Below are 3,696 nucleotides of genomic sequence, written 5' to 3' on the forward strand. Positions count from 1 at the left end.
CCCCCCAGCAGGAAAAGGAACCAGCGGCGGCGGCGGAGCAGGGTCGCCATCGATCGGGGCGCAGGGGGTCGTTTCGGGGGCGGGCTCAGAACTTGCGCAGTTCGCGGCGGATCTTGAACGGGTCGCCGGAGTGCTGCTGGCTGAGCAGCAGCAGCGGCAGGCCGGCCAGCAGCAGGCCGATAGCGACCACGACCCCCAAAGGGACCGGCGGCCCGCCCTCCGGCGGCCTCGGCGTGCGGTGGAACCTGGCCATCGAGGCGTGCGGCACAGACGGCTGGTCCTTCAGTATCCGGCCCCGTGATCCCGGTCCGCTGATCCGGGGTGTGATCCCGGCGGGGGAGTGAAAGGATTTCGCCATCGCACCGGCCGGCCCGCCATGGACATGTCCCCCCTGCTGCTCGCGACCGGAGGCCACCAGATCGAGGCGGCCGAGACCCTGATCGCGGTGGGCCGCTTCATCGTGATCCTGTTCGCCGCCCGGGCCCTGGCGGAGCTGATGGTGCGCTTCCGCCTGCCGGCCATCCTCGGGGAACTGGTGGCGGGGGTGCTGATCGGCGTCTCCGGGCTGCACCTGATCCTGGCTCCGGAGCTGGGCGGCCAGCTGAATGCCGTCGCCGAGCAGACGATCGCCGCCCTGGCCCACGTGGGACCCGACCAGGTGCAGGCGATCTACGACCAGGGCTTCACCAACCTGCAGGCGGTGGCGAAGATCGGCCTGCTGGCCCTGCTGTTCCTCACCGGCCTGGAGAGCGAACTCGACGAGCTGATGGCGGTGGGGGGCCAGGCAATCACGGTGGCCCTCACCGGGGTGGTGCTGCCCTTCGCCCTGGGCACCTTCGGCCTGCAGTTTCTGTTCGGCGTGCCGCTGCTGCCGGCGATCTTCGCCGGTGCCGCCATGACCGCCACCAGCATCGGCATCACCGCCAGCGTGCTGGGGGAGCTGAAGTTCCTGCGCACCCGGGAGGGGCAGACGGTGATCGGCGCCGCCGTGCTCGACGACATCCTCGGCATCGTGATCCTGGCGGTGGTGGTGGCCCTGGCCGGCGGCGACGGCTTCAGCCTCGGCCCGATCCTGAAGCTGATCGCCTCGGCCGCGGTGTTCGTGGTGGTGGCCCTGTTCCTCAGCCGCACCGCCGCCCCCCCCTTCGACTGGCTGCTCGATCGCCTCAGGGCCCCGGGCGAGGTGGTGGTGGCGGCCTTCCTGGTGATGTCACTGGCCTGCTTCGCGGCCCAGGCCTTCGGGTTGGAGGCGGCCCTGGGGGCCTTCGCCGGCGGCCTGATCCTCAGCGGCTCGCGGCACCGGCACGCGATCGAGGAGGCGGTGAAGCCCCTGGTGGCCCTGTTCGCCACGGTGTTCTTCGTGCTGATCGGCAGCGGCATGGACCTCTCGGTGCTGAACCCCTTCAACGCCGCCAACCACGAGGGGCTGGTGATGGCGGGGTTCCTGCTGGCGGCCGCCGTGGTCAGCAAGGTGGCGGCCGGCTGGAGCTACCTCAGCAGCGGTCCCACCAACCGGCTGGCGGTGGGGCTGGGCATGATGCCCCGGGGCGAGGTGGGCCTGATCTTTCTGGGGCTGGGCACCCAGACCGGGGTGCTGGGGCCATCGCTGGAGGCGGCAATCCTGCTGATGGTGATAGGCACCACCTTCCTGGCGCCGGTGCTGCTGCGGCTGGTGCTGGCCGAGGCCGGTGAGGGGGCGGAGGCGACCGCCTGAAGCGGCCCGCCCGTGGGACAGTGGCCCCAGCTCGATTCCTGCCCGTGGCCAACGACAGCGATACCCCCCGGTCGGTGATCGCCGGCCTGCTCCTGGTGATCGGCTCGCTCGCCGGCCTGGCCCTGCTGGTCTGGGTCACGGTGGTGATGCTCGACCTCAAGCACCTCAACACCTCCGGCTTCACCCTGCCCTGAGGACATCCGGTTGGCGCCTGCGGCGGTACTCAAGGCTGTCACCCTCGGGGCCGCCATGCCACATCCGATCACTGCTCCCCTCACCGCTCTGGCTCTCACGCTCGGGGGAACGCACCCCTTCGCCCTGCCTGGTTCCGCTCCGAGCGGCACCAGACCATCCGCCACGGTTGTCACCGAACGGGTCGCCCAGGCACGGGCTGGTGCCCTCGCCCCCTCCCTGCAGGGCAAACCCGTCGTGGTCGACATCTATGCCAGCTGGTGCTCCAAGTGCCAGACGATCGGCCCAACCCTGAGCTCCCTACGGCAACAGAAGGCCGGCAAGGCCACGTTCCTGAAATTCGATGTCTCCAATGCCAGCCAACTGAAGAAAGCGCGCGAGACCGCCCGTGCCCTCGGACTTGGCCCGTTCCTGGAGGCCAACCGCAGCCAGCCCTCCCTGGTGGCCGTGATCAACCCTGCCACCGGCGCCACGGTGCAGACATTCCGCGCCAGCACCGATGAGCGCGCCTACATCGCGGCGATCAGGAAAGCCCAGTCGATGATCAAGCCATGAGCAGCGCTGCCGTCCGCAGGAAAGGCCTGGCCTTTCTTGTGCTGCTGGGTGGGCTGGCCCTGCTGGGGGTCCTGGCGGCCCATTGGCTGCCCATGATCGGCAGGCAGCTGGATCTGGTGATCCAGTCAGCGTCGCAGGCCTACGCCGATCGGCTGGAGGCCCTGCCGGGCGGGCCGGGCCTTCTGCTTCCCCTGTTCGCGTTCAGTGGCGGGGTGTTGGCGAGCGTGTCGCCCTGCGTGCTGGCCATGCTGCCGCTGAACCTCAGTTACATCGGCACCCTCGGGCCCATCAGCCGGCCCCAGGCCATCCGCAGGGTGGGGGGGTTCGTGGCCGGCACCGTCCTGGTGCTGAGCCTCTTCGGGCTGATCGCCTCGTTCGCCTCAGCGATCGTGGTGGACCACCGCGGCCCGGTCCATCTGGTGGTGGGGCTGATCATCCTGGTGATGGGCCTGAACCTGGGCGGCTGGCTGCCGCTGACCCTGCCCCGCCTGCCCGAGCTGCCTGCGGCCGGTGGTCCGTTCCTGGTGGGGATGGGCTTTGCCCTGGTGAGCTCCCCCTGTGCCAGTCCGGTGCTGTTCTCGGTGCTTGCCGCAGCCGCCGTCACGGGTTCCACCGCGCTGTCCGTGCTGACGATGGTGAGCTATGCCCTGGGGTACACCGCTGTGATTGCCGCCTCCAGCCTCTGGGTCGGCCTGATGAGCGCCTCCCGGCGACTGCTCGACCACGCCGACACCCTCACCCGGGTGAGCAGCCTGGTGCTGCTGGCGGCGGGGACTTACACCATCGTCCAGGGGCTGGTCACGACCTGGCGGACCTGAGCGGCAACCGCGGGGCCTGTGGTTGGCCTGAGGATCACGTTGGGCCGTGGGCATGGGCGGCAACCAGGCTGGCCATGAGGGCCTCGGCCTTGAGCGGCTTGGCGAGCACTGCGTTCATTCCCGCCTGCAGCGCCGCCTCCCGCTCCTCGGCGGAGGTGAACGCGGTGAGCGCCACGATCCAGGGCCGATCCGCCTGGCCGGTGGCGGCCCTGATGCGGCGGGTGGCCTCAAGGCCATCGAGCCGGGGCATCTGCACATCCATCAGGATCAGGTCGGGATCGAGGAGGCGCTGGCGCTCCAGCGCCTCCTGGCCGTCGCTGGCGGCGTCGGGCTCGTAGCCGAGGCGCCGCAGCATCAGCTCACAGAGGCGCCGGTTCACGGCGCTGTCGTCCACCAGCAGGATGCGCAGCGGATGGC

At 70.3% G+C, this 3,696-nt stretch carries 5 protein-coding genes; 4 read left to right on the forward strand and 1 reads right to left on the reverse strand.

The window, feature by feature from the left end; all coding sequences use genetic code 11:
• The first annotated feature begins 376 nt into the window (after window positions 1–376).
• From VB737_RS05865 to VB737_RS05880, 4 genes are read left to right on the forward strand one after another with little or no spacing between them, the layout of a single operon-like run.
• Window positions 377–1,714 (forward strand): cation:proton antiporter, encoded by a 1,338-nt coding sequence (locus VB737_RS05865; RefSeq protein WP_500311924.1) that lies wholly within the window; start codon window positions 377–379, stop codon window positions 1,712–1,714.
• Between the two features lie 44 nt (window positions 1,715–1,758).
• Window positions 1,759–1,908: a hypothetical protein gene (locus VB737_RS05870; RefSeq protein ID WP_201295923.1), complete on the forward strand. Its 150-nt coding sequence runs from the start codon at window positions 1,759–1,761 to the stop codon at window positions 1,906–1,908.
• 55 nt (window positions 1,909–1,963) lie between these two features.
• Window positions 1,964–2,461, forward strand: a complete 498-nt coding sequence (locus VB737_RS05875) for a thioredoxin family protein (protein WP_500311927.1) — start codon at window positions 1,964–1,966, stop codon at window positions 2,459–2,461.
• Window positions 2,458–3,279 (forward strand): sulfite exporter TauE/SafE family protein, encoded by an 822-nt coding sequence (locus VB737_RS05880; RefSeq protein ID WP_500311929.1) that lies wholly within the window; start codon window positions 2,458–2,460, stop codon window positions 3,277–3,279. The genes VB737_RS05875 and VB737_RS05880 overlap by 4 nt, the downstream gene beginning before the upstream one ends.
• Window positions 3,280–3,313: 34 nt before the next feature.
• Here the strand turns inward: VB737_RS05880 and VB737_RS05885 are convergent.
• Window positions 3,314–3,696, reverse strand: a 383-nt coding sequence (locus VB737_RS05885; protein ID WP_500311931.1) for a response regulator, incomplete at its 5' end; no start/stop codon positions are given.

The organism is Synechococcus sp. BA-120 BA3 (assembly GCF_034931285.1).
Classification (GTDB): Bacteria; Cyanobacteriota; Cyanobacteriia; order PCC-6307; family Cyanobiaceae; genus Cyanobium.

What these genes read in the sequence shown, in the direction of transcription:
- VB737_RS05880 (WP_500311929.1), top strand. Translation starts at nt 2,458, where the DNA reads ATGAGCAGCGCTGCCGTCCGCAGGAAAGGCCTGGCCTTTCTTGTGCTG.
- VB737_RS05865 (WP_500311924.1), top strand. Translation starts at nt 377, where the DNA reads ATGGACATGTCCCCCCTGCTGCTCGCGACCGGAGGCCACCAGATCGAG.
- VB737_RS05875 (WP_500311927.1), top strand. Translation starts at nt 1,964, where the DNA reads ATGCCACATCCGATCACTGCTCCCCTCACCGCTCTGGCTCTCACGCTC.